This window comes from Micromonospora sp. NPDC005087 (assembly GCF_042872965.1).
GTDB lineage: Bacteria > Actinomycetota > Actinomycetes > Mycobacteriales > Micromonosporaceae > Micromonospora.
Genome location: NZ_JBIALB010000001.1, coordinates 443,279 through 460,437, shown reverse-complemented (window position 1 = coordinate 460,437; position 17,159 = coordinate 443,279). Strand labels below are relative to the sequence as shown.

16 protein-coding genes are annotated in these 17,159 nt (G+C 72.8%); 9 read left to right on the top strand and 7 right to left on the bottom strand.

Going from position 1 to position 17,159, the window contains the following annotated elements:
- Positions 1-72 precede the first annotated feature (72 nt).
- The 8 genes from ACFYPS_RS02095 to ACFYPS_RS02060 all read left to right on the top strand — a co-directional run bounded on the left by ACFYPS_RS02095 (position 73) and on the right by ACFYPS_RS02060 (position 10,942).
- A complete protein-coding gene (locus ACFYPS_RS02095; RefSeq protein ID WP_354962307.1) occupies positions 73-1,401 on the top strand; it encodes a Gfo/Idh/MocA family oxidoreductase in 1,329 nt (442 codons plus the stop codon).
- A gap of 24 nt (positions 1,402-1,425) precedes the next feature.
- Entirely contained in the window at positions 1,426-2,859 is a 1,434-nt protein-coding gene (gene uxaC / locus ACFYPS_RS02090; protein WP_354962308.1) for a glucuronate isomerase, read from the top strand.
- Positions 2,856-4,160 (top strand): enolase C-terminal domain-like protein, encoded by a 1,305-nt coding sequence (locus ACFYPS_RS02085; protein ID WP_354962309.1) that lies wholly within the window; start codon positions 2,856-2,858, stop codon positions 4,158-4,160. The genes uxaC and ACFYPS_RS02085 overlap by 4 nt, the downstream gene beginning before the upstream one ends.
- On the top strand, positions 4,151-5,644 hold the full coding sequence (locus ACFYPS_RS02080; RefSeq protein WP_354962310.1) for a mannitol dehydrogenase family protein: 1,494 nt from the start codon (positions 4,151-4,153) through the stop codon (positions 5,642-5,644). Before ACFYPS_RS02085 ends, ACFYPS_RS02080 begins: the two co-directional genes overlap by 10 nt.
- Before the next feature lie 54 nt (positions 5,645-5,698).
- A complete protein-coding gene (locus ACFYPS_RS02075) occupies positions 5,699-6,877 on the top strand; it encodes a Gfo/Idh/MocA family oxidoreductase (RefSeq protein WP_354962311.1) in 1,179 nt (392 codons plus the stop codon).
- A gap of 213 nt (positions 6,878-7,090) precedes the next feature.
- Positions 7,091-8,449, top strand: a complete 1,359-nt coding sequence (locus ACFYPS_RS02070; protein WP_387322304.1) for a polysaccharide lyase family 1 protein — start codon at positions 7,091-7,093, stop codon at positions 8,447-8,449.
- Positions 8,450-8,493: 44 nt separating this feature from the next.
- On the top strand, positions 8,494-10,104 hold the full coding sequence (locus ACFYPS_RS02065) for a polysaccharide lyase family 1 protein (protein WP_387322302.1): 1,611 nt from the start codon (positions 8,494-8,496) through the stop codon (positions 10,102-10,104).
- A gap of 115 nt (positions 10,105-10,219) precedes the next feature.
- A complete protein-coding gene (locus tag ACFYPS_RS02060) occupies positions 10,220-10,942 on the top strand; it encodes an HD domain-containing protein (RefSeq protein WP_354962314.1) in 723 nt (240 codons plus the stop codon).
- A 197-nt stretch (positions 10,943-11,139) separates the two neighbouring features.
- On the opposite strand, the gene ACFYPS_RS02055 is transcribed toward ACFYPS_RS02060, so the two are convergent.
- From ACFYPS_RS02055 to ACFYPS_RS02040, 4 genes are all read right to left on the bottom strand, one after another.
- Entirely contained in the window at positions 11,140-11,943 is an 804-nt protein-coding gene (locus tag ACFYPS_RS02055; protein ID WP_354962315.1) for a BTAD domain-containing putative transcriptional regulator, read from the bottom strand.
- 483 nt (positions 11,944-12,426) lie between these two features.
- Entirely contained in the window at positions 12,427-13,419 is a 993-nt protein-coding gene (locus ACFYPS_RS02050) for a hypothetical protein (protein WP_354962316.1), read from the bottom strand.
- 219 nt (positions 13,420-13,638) lie between these two features.
- Entirely contained in the window at positions 13,639-14,004 is a 366-nt protein-coding gene (locus ACFYPS_RS02045) for a barstar family protein (protein WP_354962318.1), read from the bottom strand.
- A 71-nt stretch (positions 14,005-14,075) separates the two neighbouring features.
- Positions 14,076-14,525 carry a ribonuclease domain-containing protein gene (locus tag ACFYPS_RS02040; protein ID WP_354962319.1) on the bottom strand — a complete coding sequence of 150 codons (450 nt, stop codon included), beginning with the start codon at positions 14,523-14,525 and terminating at the stop codon, positions 14,076-14,078.
- Positions 14,526-14,768: 243 nt separating this feature from the next.
- Between ACFYPS_RS02040 and ACFYPS_RS02035 the strand changes: the two genes are divergently transcribed.
- Positions 14,769-15,596, top strand: coding sequence for a hypothetical protein (locus ACFYPS_RS02035; protein WP_354962320.1), 828 nt, complete (start codon positions 14,769-14,771; stop codon positions 15,594-15,596).
- A gap of 122 nt (positions 15,597-15,718) precedes the next feature.
- Here the strand turns inward: ACFYPS_RS02035 and ACFYPS_RS02030 are convergent, their stop codons facing one another.
- The 3 genes from ACFYPS_RS02030 to ACFYPS_RS02020 all read right to left on the bottom strand — a co-directional run bounded on the left by ACFYPS_RS02030 (position 15,719) and on the right by ACFYPS_RS02020 (position 17,084).
- Positions 15,719-16,285: a hypothetical protein gene (locus ACFYPS_RS02030; protein WP_354962321.1), complete on the bottom strand. Its 567-nt coding sequence runs from the start codon at positions 16,283-16,285 to the stop codon at positions 15,719-15,721.
- A gap of 65 nt (positions 16,286-16,350) precedes the next feature.
- The gene (locus ACFYPS_RS02025; RefSeq protein WP_354962322.1) at positions 16,351-16,638 is read right to left on the bottom strand and encodes a transcriptional regulator; all 288 of its coding nucleotides are present in this window, start codon (positions 16,636-16,638) and stop codon (positions 16,351-16,353) included.
- Complete coding sequence (locus ACFYPS_RS02020; RefSeq protein WP_387322299.1) at positions 16,635-17,084, bottom strand: hypothetical protein; 450 nt, start codon at positions 17,082-17,084, stop codon at positions 16,635-16,637. The genes ACFYPS_RS02025 and ACFYPS_RS02020 overlap by 4 nt, the downstream gene beginning before the upstream one ends.
- Positions 17,085-17,159: the final 75 nt, after the last annotated feature.

The following is a 17,159-nucleotide window of genomic DNA, read 5'->3' as shown; positions in this document are numbered from 1 at the left end:
TCGTTGACGCCGTCGGATCGACCGTGATTACTTCACTGCAAACCTTTGCAGGATCACCGGGGAGGCGACCGCATGTCACCGAGAGCGGACGGCCGGGTCCGGTACGCCGTCGTGGGCACCGGCGCGCGGGCGGAGATGTTCGTCCGGGCCCTGGTGCTCGACCACGCCGACACCACCGAGCTGGTCGCCTTCGCCGACGTCAACCAGGCCCGGATGGACGCGCACAACCGCTGGCTCACCGAGCTGGGCCACCGCCCGGTGCCCACGTACCCGGCCGGCGACTTCGCGGCCATACTGGACAAGGAGCGCGTCGACGTCGTCCTGGTCACCAGCGTCGACGTCACCCACGACGAGTACGTGGTGGCCGCGCTGCGCGCCGGCCGGCAGGTCATCACCGAGAAGCCGATGACCGTGGACGCGCCCCGCTGCCGGCGGATCCTGGACGCCGTGGCGGAGACCGGCGGTCGGGTGACGGTCGCCTTCAACTACCGCTACAACCCGCTGCACGAGCAGGTACGCCGACTGCTCGCCGACGGCGCTGTCGGCGAGATCGGCTCGGTGCACTTCGAGTGGCTGCTCGACGTGCGGCACGGCGCGGACTACTTCCGCCGCTGGCACCGGGAAAAGGCCGTCTCCGGCGGGCTGATGGTGCACAAGGCCAGCCACCACTTCGACCTGGTCAACTGGTGGCTGGACGCCACCCCCGTCGAGGTGTACGCGGCCGGGCGGCTCTTCTTCTACGGCGAGGACGGCCGCCGGCACGGCTACGCCCGCGACTACGACCGGGCGCACGGCTCCCCCGCCGCCGTCGACGACCCCTTCGCGCTGCGGCTGGACGGGCACCCTCGACTGCGTGAGCTCTACCTCGACGCGGAGGCCGACGACGGCTACCAGCGCGACCGCAACGTGTTCGCCCCCGGGGTGAGCATCGAGGACGACATGGCGGTGCTCGCCCGCTACTCCACCGGCGCCACGATGACCTACCACCTCACCGCGTACGCCCCCTGGGAGGGCTATCGGGTGATGGTCAACGGCAGCCGGGGCCGGCTGGAGCTGGAGGTCACCGAGAACGACTTCGTCGACCGGGGCACCGCCGGCGCGGTCAAGGGCGCCGCGCTGCACGGTGCCGAGGCGCCGGCCGAGGGCGGCGGCGCGACGCTCACCCTGCGCCCGTTCTGGGAGCCGCCCCGACAGATCCCCGTCGAGGGGCGCACCCGGCACGGACACGGCGGCGCGGACGCCCGGATGACCGGCGTGCTCTTCGGGGGTCAAGCCGACCCACTGGACCGCGCCGCGACCGCCGACGACGGCGCCCTGGCCCTGCTCACCGGCCTGGCCGCCAACCTGTCCTTCGAGACCGGTCAACCGGTCCGGGTCGCCGACCTGCTCACCCCCCGCTGACCCACCGACGAGGAGCCCATCCCCGTGCCCACGTTCGACAACACCGACCTGCTCCTGCCGCCCGAACCCGGCCAGCGCGCGCTTGCCCGGGAGCTGTACGCCCTCGCCGCGGAGCAACCCATCATCTCGCCGCACGGGCACGTCGACCCGGCCCTGCTCGCCGAGGACCAGCCGTTCCCCGACCCGGCGCAGCTGCTCATCGTGCCCGACCACTACCTGACCCGGATGCTGCTCAGCCAGGGCGTACCCCCGGCGGACCTGGGCGTGCCCACCCGCGACGGCAGCCCGGTGGAGACCGACGGCCGGAAAATCTGGCGGCGCTTCGCCGCGCACTGGCACCTGTTCCGGGGCACCCCGTCTCGGCTCTGGCTGGAGCAGACCTTCCGCACCGTGTTCGGGGTGCACACCCCGCTCGGCCCGGCCACCGCCGACACCCTCTACGACGAGCTGGCCGCCCGCCTCGCCGAACCGGACTTCCGACCCCGAGCGCTGTTCGAGCGGTTCGGCATCGAGGTGCTGGCCACCACCGAGTCTCCGCTGGACGACCTCGGGCAGCACGCCAAGCTCGCCGCCGACGGCTGGGGCGGGCCGGGCGGGCGGGTGGTCACCACCTTCCGCCCGGACGACGTGGTGGACATGGAGTTCGACGGCTGGTCGACCAACGTGGACCGGCTGGGCGAGCTGGCCGGGGAGGACACCGGCACGTACGCCGGCTACCTGGCGGCGCTGCGGGCGCGCCGGGCCGCGTTCATCGCCGCCGGCGCTACCTCGTCGGACCACGGCCACCCCACCGCCCGCACCCTGGACCTGGCCCCGCAGGAGGCCGAGCGTCTGTACGACCGGGGCCGGCGAGGCGAGGCCGACGCTGCCGACGCCGAAGCATTCCGAGCGCACATGCTGATGGAGTTCGCCCGGATGTCACTCGACGACGGCCTGGTCATGCAGCTGCACCCCGGAGCGATGCGCAACCACAACCGCTGGCTGCACGCCCGGCACGGCCGCGACGTCGGCGGGGACGTCCCGCAGGCCACCGAGTACGTGCACGCGCTCGCCCCACTGCTGGACCGCTACGGCAACGACCCCCGGCTGCGGGTGGTGCTCTACACCCTCGACGAGGACACCTTCACCCGCGAGCTGGCGCCCCTCGCGGGCGGATACGCGGCGCTGCTGCTCGGCGCGCCCTGGTGGTTCCTGGACTCCCCCGAGGTGCTGCGCCGGTTCCGGGAGACGGTCACCGAGACCGCCGGGTTCTACAACACCACCGGGTTCGTCGACGACACCCGGGCGTTCTGCTCCATCCCGGTCCGCCACGACGTGGCCCGCCGGGTGGACGCCGGCTTCCTGGCCCGACTGGTCGCCGAGCACCGGCTTCGGATGGACGAGGCGGCCGAGACCATCGTCGACCTGGCGTACCGGCTGCCCAAGCGGGTCTTCAACTTCGGGGAGGCTGACCAGTGACGGTGCGGATCACCTCCGTCGAGGTGCACGACGTACGGTTCCCGACCGCCGCGCGGGGTGACGGCTCCGACGCCGTCAACCGGGGCGACTACTCGGCGACGTACGTGGAGCTGGGCACCGACGCCGGGCCGACCGGCGCCGGCTTCACCTTCACCAACGGCCGGGGCAACGAGATCACCTGCGCGGCGGTCCGCGCGCTCGCCCATCACGTCCTGGGGCGCACGATCGAAGAGATCGCCGCCGAGCCGGTGGCGTTCTGGCGTTCGCTCAGCGCCGACGTGCAACTGCGCTGGCTGGGCCCCGAGAAGGGCGTCATCCACATGGCGACCGGGGCGCTGGTCAACGCTGTCTGGGACCTGCGGGCCACCCTGGCCGGCAAGCCGATGTGGCGGTTCCTCGCCGAGCTGCCCACCGACGACCTCGTCGCCAGCGTCGACTTCCGGCACATCACCGACGCGCTCACCCCGGACGACGCCGCAGCCATCCTCGACAAGGGATCAACCGGAGGGGATGGCCGGCTCGCGGAACTCAAGCAGATCGGTTTCCCTTCGTACACCACCTCCGTCGGCTGGCTGGGCTACCCCGACGACAAGGTGCGGGCGCTGACCCGGCAGGCGTACGACGACGGCTGGCGGGCGATGAAGATGAAGGTCGGCGGCCCGCTCGCCGACGACCTGCGCCGGGCACGGATCATCCGGACTGAGATCGGCCCGGACGCGCTGTTGATGATGGACGCCAATCAGGTCTGGGACGTCGACGAGGCGATCACCGCGATGACCGTGCTGGCCGAGGTGGACCCGTACTGGATCGAGGAGCCGACGCACGCCGACGACATCCTCGGCCATGCCCGGATCGCCCGCGCGGTCGACGAGCTGACCAACGGCCGGTGCCGGGTGGCCACCGGTGAGGTGGCGGCCAACCGGGTGATCTTCAAGCAGCTGCTCCAGGCCGAGGCGATCGGCGTGATGCAGATCGACGCGTGCCGGGTCGGCGGGGTCAACGAGGTCCTGGCCGAGCTGCTGCTGGCGGCGAAGTTCGGGGTGCCGGTCTGCCCGCACGCCGGCGGCGTCGGCCTCTGCGAGTACGTCCAGCACCTGGCGATCTTCGACTACCTGCGGGTGGGCACCGGCCTGGACGGGCGGATGATCGAGTACGTCGACCATCTGCACGAGCACTTCGTCGACCCGGTACGCACCCGTGGCGGCCGCTACCTGCTGCCCGAGCGGCCCGGCTACAGCGCCACCATGAAGCCGGCGTCGATCGCCGAGTTCCGCTTCCCGGACGGCCCGGCGTGGCGGTGACCGACGGCGCCTCCCGGCTCGGCCTGGGAGTGCTGCGCCGGCTGCCCGCCGCGGCCCGACCGCTGGTGCGTCCGGGCACCGTGCCGACCGGTGTCGTACACCTCGGTCTCGGTGCGTTCCACCGGGCGCACCAGGCGGTCTACACCGAGGCCGCGATCGGCGCGGCCGGTGGCGACTGGGGCATCCTGGCGGTCGCCCCACGCAGCACCGCCCTGGTCGAGGCGCTCGCCGCGCAGGACAACCTGTTCAGCGTCAGTGCCCTGTCCGCCGGCGGCAGCGCCACCCGCGTGATTGGCGCGCTGAGCGGGGTACGACACGCGGCCAGCGACCCGGACGCCGTAGTGGCGCTCTTGGCCGACCCGGCGGTGCGGGTGGTGACGCTGACCGTCACCGAGAAGGCGTACCAACTCGACCCGGTGACCGGCCACCTGTGCCCCGACTCGGCGCTCGCCGCGGACCTGGCCGGCGGCCGCCCGCCGAGCACCGTGCCGGGGCTGCTGCTGCGCGGGCTGGCCGCCCGGGCCGCCGCGGACGCCGGGCCGGTGGCGCTGGTCAGCTGCGACAACCTGCCGGCCAACGGGCGGCGGCTGCGTGGCCTCGTCGACCAGGCGGTCGGCCGGGCCGTCGGGGTGCCCGCCGGGCTGGTCGACTGGGTGGCCGGCAACGTCACCTGCCCGGGCACCATGGTGGACCGGATCGTGCCCGCCAGCACTCCGGAGACGATCGACGCGGCCCGCCGGGCGCTCGGCGTGACCGACCTGGCGGCGGTGGCTGCCGAGCCGTACGCGCAGTGGGTGATCGAGGACGACTTCCCGGGCGGGCGGCCGGGTTGGGAGCACGCCGGGGCGGTGCTGACCGGCGACGCCGGCCCGTGGGAGCGGTTGAAGCTGCGCACCCTCAACGGCGTGCACTCGGCCGTCGCGTACCTGGGGGCGCTGGCCGGCCGGGAGACGATCGCCGACGCGCTGGAGATCCCGCACCTGACCGACGTGCTGCGCCGGCTGATCGCCGAGGAGGTGGCGGCCAGCTTCACCCCACCGGACGGGGTGCGGGTGGTCGACTACGGCGAGCAGGTCCTGGCCCGGTTCGGCAACCCGGCGATCCGGCACCGCACCCTCCAGGTGGCGATGGAGGGCTCGCAGAAGCTGCCGCAGCGGGTCCTGCACACCATCGCCGACCTGCGCGCGGCCGGGCGGTCCGCACGCTGGGCCGCGCTGGTGGTGGCCGCCTGGTTACGTTTCGCGCTGGGCCACGCCGACGACGGCCGGCCGCTGCCGTTCCAGGATCCTCTGGCCGAGCCGATCCGGGCCGCGCTGGCCGCCGGCGCGCAGAGCGCGGCCGGCGCGGTGGACGCGGTCTTCGCGCTGCGCGAGGTCGTCCCGGCCGAGGTGGCCGAGGACGACGAGGTACGGGCCGAGGTGACCGGCTGGCTGACCGCACTGTCGCGGCACGGCGTCGAGGCGACGCTGGCAGGTGCCCGGTGAACGGGCCGGCGCTGGCAGGCGCCCGGTGAACGGCCCGGCACTGGCAGGTGCCCCGTGAACGGGGCGGCAGCGCCGACCCGGGTAGCGGTGATCGGGGCGAACGGGCACGGCCGGTGGCACCGGCGGGTCATCGCGCCGCTGCACGCCGCCGGTCGGCTGCGGCTGGTCGCCCTGGTCGACGTCCGGCCGGTGGAGGTAGACCCGGACGCGCCGGTGCCGCCCGGGGTGGACGTGTTCATCGACCACCGCGCGATGCTCGCCGCGACGCGCCCGGAGGTGGTGGTGATCTGCACCCCGCCACACACCCACCTGCCGATCGCCCGGGACGCCCTGGCCGCCGGCGCGGACCTGCTGCTGGAGAAGCCGCCGGTGCTGTCGCTGACCGAGCACGAGGAGCTGACCACGGCGCTGGCGGCGGCCGGTCGGGTGGCCCAGGTCGGTTTCCAGGCCCTCGGCTCGGCGGCGCTCACGGCGCTGACCGACGCGCTGGCCGCCGGCCGGCTGGGCACGGTCACCGGCATCGCCACCGTCGCCGCGTGGCAGCGGCCGGACGGCTACTACGCCCGCTCCCCGTGGGCCGGTCGCCGGAGCGTGGACGGCCGTCCGGTGCTGGACGGCGCCCTGGCCAATCCACTCGCGCACGCGGTGATGCAGTGCCTGGCGGTCGCCGAGGCGCTCGGCGGTGCGCCGCCGTGGCCGGTCGCGATCGAGGTGGAGCGCTATCGGGTACGACCGATCGAGGTGGAGGACACCGCGGTGCTGCGGGTCCGGTTCCGCGCCGGGCCGCCGGTGCTGGCCGCGGTCACCCTGGCGGCGGAGGAGTTCGTGGCGGGCGAGGTGGTGGTCACCGGCACGGCGGGCCGGGCGGTGCTGGAGTATCCGACGGACCGGTTGCGCCTGCCCGGGGACGTGGTGACCCGCCGGGTCCCCGGACGGCGGGGGCTGCTGGAGAACCTGCTCGCCCACCGGGCCGACCCGGTGGGGGTGCCGCTGATCGCGCCGCTGACCCGTACCGCCCCGTTCACCGCGCTGCTGGACGCGCTGCGGGCCGCGCCGGAGCCCCGACTGCTCGACGGCGAACTCGTCTCCGTGGTGGGCGACGGCGGGGAGCGGGTACGCCACCTGCGGGACGTGGTCGACGTGCTGCGCCGGGCGGCCGAGCGGGGGTTGCTGCCGGGTGAGCTGGCGGTGCCGTGGGCGGTGCCGGCGTACCGCGCGGAGCTGGCGGGATAGGAGGCGACGGCAACCGGAGTGCAAACACCGCCCGGACTCGTTCGGGCCGCATCGGACGGATCCCCGGATACCCGACCCGCGACGGTCGGGGCAATGCCGGTCGAGCCCGACAACTGCAACATTCCTGCACACATCACATATTGACTCTCATAAATCTATGAACCTACCGTTCCTGGTGACTGCCGAACCACCACCAGCGAACGGGAAGAATCGATGCGCAGAGTCCTCACCGCCGCTACGGTGACCGCCCTCCTGCTCGGTGCCGCTCCGGCCGGCGCCGCCCCCCGCCCCGACCCCTCAGGCGCCGCCGACCGGCTGTCCCGGGCGGCCCACCACCTGGGCCGGCAGGTGCTGCCCGAACGCGACGGCTGGGCGGCCGAGGGCACCGGGACCACCGGCGGCTCGGCGGCGACCCCCGAGCGGACCCGGGTGGTCCGCAGCCGGGCCGAGCTGGTCGCCGCGCTCGGTGGCGACAACGCCAGCAACGCCACCGACGCCACCCCGAAACTCATCTACGTGGACGGCGCTGTCGACGGCTTCGAGGGGCCCGACGGCACGCCCCTGAGCTGCGCGGACCTGGCCGACCCGGAGTACCGGCTGGACGCCTACCTGGCCGCGTACGACCCGGCGGTGTGGGGCCGGGTGCCGCCGGCCGGGCCACTGGAGGAGGCCCGGGTGCGCTCGGTGGCCAGCCAGACCCGGCAGACCCAGCTCAACGTCGGCTCCAACACCACGATCGTCGGGCTGCGCGGCGCCCGGTTGACCGGGCTCACCCTCATGATCGACCGGGCGTCGAACGTCATCGTCCGCAACCTGACCTTCGTGGACGCCCGGGACTGCTTCCCCGCCTGGTCACCGACCGACGGCGAGGCCGGCAACTGGAACAGCCAGTACGACCAGATCTCGGTACGCCGCAGCGAGCACGTCTGGGTCGACCACAACACCTTCACCGACGGCGACAACCCGGACAGCGCCCAGCCTACCCACTTCGGACGGCCGTACCAGGTGCACGACGGTTCGCTGGACGTCACGCACACGGCCAGCCTGGTCACCGCCTCCTGGAACCGCTTCATCGGGCGCGACAAGCTGATGCTGATCGGGTCGTCCAACACGGTCGGCCCGGACGTGGGTCGGCTGAAGGTCACCCTGCACCACAACCTGTTCGACGGCGTCCTGCAACGGCTGCCGCGGGTGCGCTTCGGCCAGGTCGACGTCTACAACAACCACTACCGGCTCGGCGGGGACGACTTCCAGTACGCGCTCGGCGTCGGCGTGCAGTCCGCGCTGTACGCCCAGGACAACTTCTTCACCCTGGACGCGGCGGTCGACCCGGGCGACCTGCTGTACGACTGGGGCGGCACCGCGCTCACCGAGCGGGGCACCTGGGTCCGCCAGGGCGGCGGCCCGGCCCGGCCGGTCGACCTGCTGGCGGCGTACAACGCGGGCCACGACCCCGACCTGGGCGCCGACGCCGGCTGGACGCCCACCCTGCGCCGCGGCCCGGTCCTGCCGGCGCCGCTCGTCCCGCTCCTGGTCGGCCCGCTCGCCGGCGCGGACCGGCTGCCGGTCTGACCGACCGGCCGCCACCCCACCCCACCCCACCCCGAGGAGATCCCGTGCGCATCCCGCACCTACCCCGAGCGGCGCTGGCCGCGGCCGGCGCCGGCCTCACGGCCGTCGCGCTCGCCGCCGGCGTGACCACCGGCGCCCGGGCGGCCACCCTGTTCGGCGACACCTTCGACGACGGCAACGCCGACGGCTGGTCCAAGTCCGGCGGCGACTGGTCGGTGGTCACCGACGGCACGCCGGCCTACCGACAGGCCAACACCGGCAGCGAACTGGCCCGGGCGTTCGCCGGGCAGACGAGCTGGACCGACTACCAGGTCCAGGCGCGGGTCAAGCCCCTGTCGTTCAGCGGCGCCAACCGGCTGGTCGCGCTGGCCGCCCGCTCCGGCAGCGCCACGAAGATGTACCGGCTCGCGCTGACCAACGCCAACCGGGCCGAACTCCAGGTGGTCAACGGAAGCTCCATCACCGTGCTCGGCTCGACCGCGCTCACCGTCACCACCGGCACCTGGTACACGCTGCGCCTGGAGACCGCCGGCAGCACCGTGCGCGGCTTCGTCAACGGCGCGCAGGTCGGCGCCGGCACGGACACCGCGTACGCGGCCGGCCGGATCGCGCTGGTCACCGCGTACGCCAGCGCGGTCTTCGACGACGTCGCGGTGGACGGCGCCGGCGGCGGACCGACCACCCCGCCCACCACCACGCCACCGCCCACCGACCCGCCACCGACCGACCCGCCGCCCACCACCCCGCCGCAGACCGGACTGGCCGGATGGGCCACCCAGAACGGCGGCACCACCGGTGGTGCCGGCGGCGGCACGGTGACCGTCACCAGCGCGACGGCGCTGGCCAGCGCGGTGCAGGGCGACGCGCCGGCGACCGTTCGGGTGAACGGCACCTTCAGCTGCTCGACGGAGATCCGCAGCGGCTCGAACAAGACGATCATCGGAGTGGGTGCCAGCTCCGGATGGTCCGGCTGCGGGCTCAACCTGCGCGACGTCAGCAACGTCATCGTCCGCAACCTGAACATCTCCAGGGTGCGGGCCGGGGTCGGCAACGGTGACGCCATCCACATGGACAACGCCACCAACGTCTGGATCGACCACAACGACCTGTCCAGCGACACCACCAGCGGCACCGACTACTACGACGGTCTGCTGGACATCACGCACGGCTCGAACTACGTGACCGTCTCCTGGAACAGGCTGCACGACCACGTCAAGTGCTCGCTCGTCGGGCACAGCGACAGCAACTCCGGCGAGGACACCGGCCGGCTGAAGGTGACCTACCACCACAACGCGTTCAGCAACTGCTTCCAGCGCAACCCGCGGGTGCGCTTCGGCAACCCGGTGCACGTGTACAACAACTACTACGTGAACACGGCCAACCCGTCCTACAGCTACGGCATCGCCACCACGAACGGCGCCGGCGTGCTGGTCGAGGGGAACTACTTCGAGAACATGACCGACCCCACGCACGTCGGCGAGGGCTCCTCCCCCACCGGCAACCTGGTGGCCCGCAACAACCAGTTCGTCAACTCGGGCACCCCGCAGACGGCCGGCTCGGTGGCCGTCATTCCCTACCCGTACACGATGGACGCCGCGAGCGGCGTCAAGGCGACGGTGACCGCCGGCGCCGGCACCGGACGGATCACCGGCTGACCCCGACCGCCCCCACGACCGGGTCGACGCCCGCACGGCGTCGGCCCGGTCCGGTGCGGTCGGGTCGGCGACGCACGGGACCATCAACCTGGTGAAGATCGGCTATAAGTGACGCATGGACTTCCCGCCGCACCTGGGCAGCATGCCGATGCACGCGATCACCGAGATCCACGGCGAACCGGGCCTGCTGGAACGCTTCCGGTTGGAGATCCACCAGTTCGACGACGCCGCCCGGGCCCGGCTGACCGCCGCGCTCGACCTGGCCGCCGACCTGCACCGCGACGACCGGCGGGTTCGCGAGCCGTACCTCAACCACCTGCTGCGGGTGGCCATCCGGTTGATGCACCACTACCAGGTGCGCGACGTCGACGTGATCGTCGCCGGGTTGCTGCACGACGCCGTCGAGGACCACCCGGCCGAGTTGGCCGACGGGGGCGGCGACCCGCGCGCGGGAGCGCTGGCCACGCTGGCCACCCGGTTCGGGCCGCGGGTGGCGACGCTGGTCGCCGCCGTCACCAACCCGGTGTACGACCCGCAGCGCGACCGCAACACGCAGTACCGCGAGCACCTGAGGGTCAGCCTGGACCGGGAGCCCTGGGCGCGGGTGATCAAGGTGTCGGACTTCACCGACAACGGGGTGGGCGTGATCCACACCGTCGGGCCGAAGGTCGTCTCCTCGGCGATCAAGTACCGGCCACTGGTGCCGCTCTTCCGCGACCTGATCGGCCGGCCCGACACGCCGCTCTCACAAGCGGTGAAGCGACACATCTTCAGTCAGCTCGACCTGGCCGAGGAGCGGTTCAGCGCGATCCTGGACCAGCCCGTCCACCCGAACTGACCGGCCGGCATCGCCTTCATCGGCCCGGTCGGGGCTCGCGGTGCACCACCTCGCGGCCGGCGGATCAGCGTCGAATCCGGGGCGGGGTGCGCCCGATGGCGATATACCTCTGAGTCATAGATATACCCGTGAGGTATATCGGTCTGCCGCGAGTCCCCGCCTCGTCCGTCTGCGGACCGCGTGGTCCGGGTGATCGACTACCGTGCGACCCGCCCGGCTGGCTCCACTGATGCGCCCTCATCCGAGTGCAGACCGCTCCGCACCAGGTGCGCCAGCCAGGGTGTCGGGGCGACGCCGAGCTCCCGGCCCAGGTCCGCACGGAACAGCTCGAATCGGCGTACCGCCTCGTTGATGTTCCGCTCGGCCAGGTGTACGGCGATCAGCGTCCGGGTGGCGCTCTCCCGCAGCGGCTCCAACTGCACGGCGGTCAACGCCACCTGCACGGCCTCGCTGAACCGGCCCTGCGCGGTGAGCCGCTCGGCGAGCGCCTCCAGCGCGTGCAGCTGCGTCTGGCGCAGCCGTTCCCGCTCGGTCAGGACCCAGTCGTCGTACCAACCCGGCAGCAGCTCGCCGGTCGCCAACGCCGGCACTCCGTCGCCGGCGCTCACCGGCGACCCGCCGGCCAGCAGCGCGGCCGCCGCCGCACCCAGGGCGGCCACGTCGCTGGTCACCCCGGCGGCCAGGGACAGCCGGTCGTCCTCCTCCAGCAGCGGCTCGGGGGTGACCCGGTGCAGTCGCCACAGCATGGTGCGCAGGTTGGCCCGGGCCCGCTCCTCGTGCGAGCCGGGCCAGAGCGTGCCGGCGGCCTCCGCGCGGGCGCACCGCTGGCGTACCCCTAGGTAGGCCAGCAGCCGACGGGCGCCCTGCGGCACCGCCACCGGCCGACCCTCGCGTTCCAACCCGAACCCGCCGAGCAGGCGCAACGCGTACCGGGGAGGCGGCCCCGCGTCGGCCTCGGGTGCGCCGGCGCGGAGGTCGTGTGTTACCTCGTGAACAACCATGCCTGCGCCCTTTCGCACCCGATCGTACCGTGGCAGTTCCACGCTCGGGTGTGGACGGTCGACGCGCCAGCGCTGTGTCGTCACACCGACCCGGCGAGCGGCGTGGAGCAACCGTTCGCCGGAGTCGGTACCGGCCGTTCAGCGCAGCTTGCTCAGCGTCTGGGCGTAGCCGGTCCACTCCGCGGCGTCTCCGACGTCGGCGCGCACCTGGGCCTCCTTCATGATGGCGAGGACCTGCTCGGTCGGCGCTTCGGCCAGCTTGCCGAGCGTGCTGATCCCGGCGCGGGCCAGCGCCGCCCGGGCGTCTTGCCCACCACGGCGATGACGCCCGGCGAGCGCTGGGCCAGCGGCGCCGGTGGCGGCACGATCCGGACCTCGATGAACGGGAATGCTGCTGTCGGTGCCACGGGTCCTCCCGGACGGAGTTGCTGCTGCGGTCGGTAGGCGGCTCCCGGCCGCTGCGGCGTCCTGCGGCCGGGAGTCTCAGGTGTTCACGGCGGCCAGTCCGATGCCACTGCGGGCGAGCCACTGGCCGGCCCGCGCGAACCGGGCGGCCCGCCGCTGCGCGTCGGTGCCGCTGTCGCCGCCGGGCCAGCCGTCGTCGTCGAACGTCTCGATGGGAACCACCCAGACGGCGACGACCCGGTGCCGCCGCCGGACGGCGTCCGGGGCGGGCACGTCCAGCCCCAACTCCTCGGCGCGCGCCCGCACCAGGCGGGTCTCGACGAGCAGGTCGGCCAGGGAGAAGCCCCGGTCGCGGACCAGTACGGCGGCGGCGAACGGCAGCGGGCGCGGGGTCGGTGGGGCGGCCGGCGGGGCCGCGTAGCGCAGCTTGACCGTGGCGCCGGCGGCCTGACCGCGCATCCGCGCCACCAGGTCACCGGCGTTGGCGGCGCCCACGCCGGCGAGCAGCCGGTCCAGGTGCACGTCGGTGAACGCGGCGGGCTGGTGCAGCCCGGCCCGCAGCCGGGTCACCAGCCGGGTCCGGCGCTCGGTCTCCAGCTGCGCCGGGTCGGCCGGCAGCGCGCCAAGGTCGGCGATGATCTGCGGGTCGACGTCGAAGGCGGGAACCGCGACGTCGAGGTCCTCGACCCGGTCCCGGGCGGCGCTGGTCCGCACCACGAGGCTGCCCCGCCAGAGCGCGTCGATGCGCAGCGCCGAGCCACCGAGACCGTGCAGGCTTACCCGCAGCTCGGTCCGGGTGGTGCCGCCGGAGCCCAGCCACTCCCCCTCGGCCAGGGTGACCGGGGCGGCGGCGAAACCGAGGGTCAGCTCGTCGAAGACCGCCGCGTACGGAGGCCCGACCGGCATCGCCTCGGTGTCGTACGCGGCCTCCACCAGGTGGGCCAGCGACGCGTCGTCGAAGACCGCGGCGCGGGTGCCCGGATCGGCCAACCGCACCAGCACCCCGTCGACGAAGTCCACCGCACCGGCCTCCCCGCTGCCCGCGCCGGTGCACAGTGCCCGGCTCGGCACGAGGATCGCGAAGGGCGCGTCACCCGACCGTCACCGCCACCGTCGCGCCCCGGAGCGACCCCGACTGTCGGGATGTACGCAGCCGCACAGCGGGGCGGCGTGACCGGGCCGCGGTGTTGCCGAGAAGCGTTATGACTCAGAGTCATTCTTATACCTCTGAGTCATAACGCTCGTTGGGCCATACGCACCCCGACCCGGCCGCCCTCCGTGAGGTGGTGGTCAGGAGAGCGAGGCTTCGTGCAGGACGACGCGTAGCGGATGCGGTGCGGTGGTGGCGACGTCGCCGAGAACGGCGAGCAGCAGGGCGTACTGGCCGGCCGGCTCGTCGGCGAGCAGCTGGCCGGCGTCGTTGATCAACAGGGTGAGCGGGCCGGCGTCCAGCCGGTCCCGGAGCACATCGGCGAGGGCGTCCCAGGTGCTGCCCAGGTGGGCCGGCAGGGCCAGCGCGTCGGTCAACGCGGCGAAGAACGCGGGCCGGGTCCGGCTCGCCCCACCGGCCAGCACCGACGCGCCGGGTACCTCCGGGGCGCCGCCCCGGCACACGGTCAGCCAATCGGGCGTCCGACCACCGTCCTGGTCGACCATCTCCCGTACCTCCTGATCTGGCCTGAGCTGACGGCGGGACCGGCCGCGGTGACCAGCCGGCCCCGGGTCGGTCAGAGCCGGTAGAAGTCGGTGTAGTGGTTGGGCGAGAACCAGGTGACCCCAGTGCTGCGGTTCACCACGATCCGGTACGCGTCCCGGGCGGCGCCCTGGGTCCGCGGGTACACGTCGTACTCGTAATAGGTGGCGTTGGTGGGCAGTTGACCCTCGTAGTTGTAGAACCGGCCGCCGGCGAAGTTGGATTTGCCGCCACTCCAGGAATACCAGGCGCGGATGGTCGGGAAGCCCTTGGCGGACCATCCCGAACGGGCGGTACGGGCATCCGCGCAGCGGCTGATGGTGCAGGAGCTGTAGACCGCCGCCGAGGCGGAGTCGGTCAGTTGGGGGGCCACCACGGACGGGCCGACCAGAGCGGCCGCGACCATGGCGAGGAGCAGGGCGAGGGTGGTGGTACGCCGGCGGATCGCGCCGAGCGTGGCCAGCGGGGACACGAGGGTGGACACAGGCTGCCTCCAGACCATCCGATCCATCGATCCGCATCACTGTCGGATCGGAACCAGTCTCATCGTTGACAGTCCCCCGGCAACAGTCCTCGGCGCGCAAACTGCTCCACAATGTTCGGTGAACCCCCGGGCAATCCGTCTTTTCGCTGGCGCAGCGGTGCGGGCTCGTGGCGGCGTGGCGGCGGACATATCGGTCACGGGTTGTTAGCGTGAGATGGAGATCCGTGACGATGGAGGGGTGGCATGACGGACGCCCCCGACGGGACGCCGAAGCCCGCGGATCGGTGGCGACAATGGGGTACCCGCGGGCTGATCGTCACCCGGGACGCGAGCGTCACCGGTTGGCGCTGGTGGACGCGGACCTGGGACCGACTGGTCGCCGCGCTCCAGGACGAGGCGCCCGTGGGGCCCGGCGCAGCAACGGCGCCATCCGGCCCGCTCGTCGAGCAGCGCCACGTGCCGCGGCTGATCGCGGTTCCAGCCCGCGGGTACGTGTACTCCTTCTACGTCCGCGCCACCTTCGCCTGGTCGTCGCCGAAGAGCCTGCGGGCCGAGGTGCTGAGCTGGTACGTGCGGTACTTCCAGCCGAACGCGATCCAGCGGCTGACCCGGCTCGCCGCCGACGCTGCCCGGGACCTGGCGCCGAACCGGGCAGGAGACCTCGAACTGGCATTGCAGCGGGCGCTCGCCGACGACCCTGTCTGGCGCTACCAGCGGGGCGACATCGTCATCACCTGCCAACCCGACGCATCCGTCCGGCTCGACGAGCGGATCATGCCGGCGCTCCAGCCGCACATCGACCGGCTGGTCAAACTCGAGTACCAGTTCGACGAGCAGCTTCGGCGGGCCCGATACGCCGAGGAGCTGAGCCGGCGCTGGGCGGAGATCCTGGCCCAACACGCCAACGTAACCGGCGACCAGGACTTCGCCGACGCCCGCGACCACATGCTCACCGCGCAGAAGGAGGCCGCACGCTGGATCAGCGAACTCCTTCACCACCGCTCCACACACCCCACCGACCCGATCCCCTCCCCCTTCATCCCACCCCAGCCGAACCGCCCCAGCCCCTGATCCGCCGCCCTTCCCGACCCTGACTGGCCCATCTCATCCCTCGGCCTTGCGTCCTCGGGGTGGCCTTGCCGGGCGCCATGACGCCGCCGCCTCGTCGACGGTGCAGCCAGTTGGCAGCCGTTTCAGGCGGCTCGGACGTCACGACCCGAGCTGCCAAGCAGTGCCTTCCGCAGTGCCGCTGACTGCTCCACCGATCCACCCCGGACGCCGAGACTCTGCCGGGCCGCCCGGTAGTAGCCGTCGCGGGCCTCGTTGACCCGGGTGAGCAGCTCGGAGATGTCCTGCGGCGCATCGACGATCCCCCTCGCGAGCCGTTCGACCTGCCAGACCGCGTCCCGCCAACCGGCGGCAGCGACGACCGTCGGCTCGTCGCCGAGCAGCAGCAGGTTCTCCCAGACGATCGTGCGTCGGGCGTCCGCCTCGGCCAGCCGAGCCAGGCCGTCCTCGCGGTCGATGGGGTGGCTGTGCGATCCCGGCCGGTGGTCGGCCGTCATCCGCAGCGCGATGGCGTGACTCTCCTTGATGGCGTGCGCGTAGTCAACGTACGCGTCCAGCCGCCGCTCGTCCCAGCGGACGCTCTGGCTCCGCCGCCACCGCGCCCGGTCGGCCAACGAGGTGGCGAGGATCGTGCCCAGGGTGCCGACCAGTACGCCGAGGAGCGCCGGAAGCTGCGTCAGAAGGGTGCCCACGCCGCCGAGGCTGCCAGCACGGAACAAGCCCCGCCAGCCCCTACCCGGTGTGCCGCACACGAACGCTATGCGTCGCCGATCAGTGCTCTCAGTGCCGCGCAGTGCTGTTCGTAGGCCTTCTGCCCGGCCTCGACTATCCGATAGGTGGTACTGCCCCCACGGCCACGACCGACCTTCGTCGAGGCGACATAACCAGCCGCCTCCAACGTTGACATCTGCTTGGACAGATCCGACTCAGTGATCTGCAGGTGGTCCTTCAGGAACCGGAACGAGACCGAAGGGGCGTTGGCCAGGACGGCCATGGCCGCTAGGCGCTTGGGCACGTGGATGATCGGGTCCAGTCCGTCGATCATCGCAGGCGTGCCCGCGTCCTGGCGGCAGCCGCGGCATACCGCCGCTCGTAGACGGCCAGGCCTACCGTCACGAGGACGAATGCCGCCCCGGCGGCAGCCGGGACGCCGACCAGCCACCAGACGAGCCCGACGACGAGAGTGACCACGGGTAGGGCAGCAACGTATTCGCGCCACACTGCGGCGATCTCGGTGGGCGGCGTTCCCTTGCCCGGCATCGGGAGCGCGCCGTGCCGACGCCGCATCCAGACGACGAACAGGGCCTCGACGGCGATCAGGACGGCGAGCGACGCCACGAACAGGACAGCATTCTCACGCCACCAGACGAACGTGCCGATCATGGCGGCGGCCCAGGCGCCAACGGAGGGCGCGTACCACCAGGGGGTGGGCGGATAGTTCACGTAGGGCGCGGCGGCACCGCGCTCGGCCGCTGTGAGCTGCTCCTCCACACCAATACTTTCCATGGCGGAAAGCATAGGCGAACACTTTCCACTTGTGCAAGTTATGGGTCCAACGCGCTGGCC